Origin of the sequence: Halorubrum sp. SP9 (assembly GCF_005435015.1) — an archaeon.
Taxonomy (GTDB): domain Archaea; phylum Halobacteriota; class Halobacteria; order Halobacteriales; family Haloferacaceae; genus Halorubrum; species Halorubrum sodomense.
On the sequence record NZ_SGXU01000107.1, the window covers coordinates 1 to 1,335 of the forward strand.

1 pseudogene is annotated in these 1,335 nt (G+C 54.4%); it reads left to right on the forward strand.

Annotated features, from left to right (window positions below):
* Window positions 1-1,064 precede the first annotated feature (1,064 nt).
* Window positions 1,065-1,335: pseudogene (locus EXE45_RS20810) on the forward strand (hypothetical protein); the annotation flags it as partial.

Sequence of the window (1,335 nt, forward strand, 5' to 3'; positions counted from 1 at the left end):
AGTAGGCTGTATCTGTTTTTTCTACTGTTATTTGACCGTAACGTACTTAAGACCATGGCCCGAATACCACTAATAGGAACACGCGTCACAATACAGCGGTAGATTGCCCATCCCTTCTTCGGTTAATAACGGACAGGCTGGTTCCTGTCCGTCAAAAGCAGGAAGTCAACGTGTTCGCCCACCCCGACAGGAGGGAGGCAATATCCTGTATGGGCCAAGTTTGGTGACCCCGCAATCGGTGGCGGGAGAGCTTGGTTTTCTCACATTGGAGTCACCCACAGCTTACCGGCCGATACGGCCGGGACGAAAGTGCTGTGCCGCTGTCGTTACCGTAACCAGTAATCGGAGCGGCAGGGTTTGTAACCGGCCTTGGGGAGTAATACCGCGAAGGTGGACCCTTCCCACGGTCGGGGAGACGGGCTTCATGCTGTTACAGGCGACTGGCCCGCTGTGTTGGTGGAAGTCCGGCCGGTGTATGAATCGATTGTCAAACAGTCCTTTCCACAAATATGTCAAACCGAACGACGATCACGATTACGACCGAAAATTGGCAGAAGCTGAATAGTCTGAAAGAGGAGCCGGGTGAATCATTTAATCAGGTAGTGGGGCGGTTAGTTGCTCAAGAATAAGTATTGGAGAGAGACGCCCGGCGGTGGCACACGGTTGCCTACACCTACCCACCGATTCCGGGCGTTCGGAAACTATACAGGGAGCGACCCCTGTGAGAGCGGATTTAATTGCTATATTAATGAGTCTTAGCAAAGAGACGACGACTGGAAAGATTAACAAACATCGCGACGACCTCGAAGAGCTTTCACAGACTGACCTACCAGCGGCCGACTTGGCTTCGGCTCTTTTGGAGGTGACGGAAGAGTGAGCCGGAGAGAGATGAAAGACGGTTGTGGAACCCCGTCTAAGTCAATTAACGAACCAGAGGCTGAAAGTCGTTACGCTGGATTCAATTGTCCCCATTGCGGCCGACCGACTCTTGTAGCAACTCCGGATGAATTGACGGACTTTCGGTGTAGTGTGTGTGAGCGTCGAGTCCGCGAGGAGGTAGCAAAATGAGCCGAGCGGAATCGCCGCCGGCGGATTCAACGGACCCGTATGAATCTGTTCCGGAGGCGTTGAAAGAGCGCGATCAATGGCTCATGTGGGACGCTTCTGGAGAGACGCCGAAGCGCCCGCATTGGAAGGGGGACTTCAACATTAGTTGGTCCGACCCGGAGACGTGGCATACCTTTGAGGCGGCGAGAGACGCCGCACAAGCCCGAGAGAGTTGGGGAATCGGTTACGTCATGGCCGCCGGAAACGACGGCTATGAAGCCGGTCGGT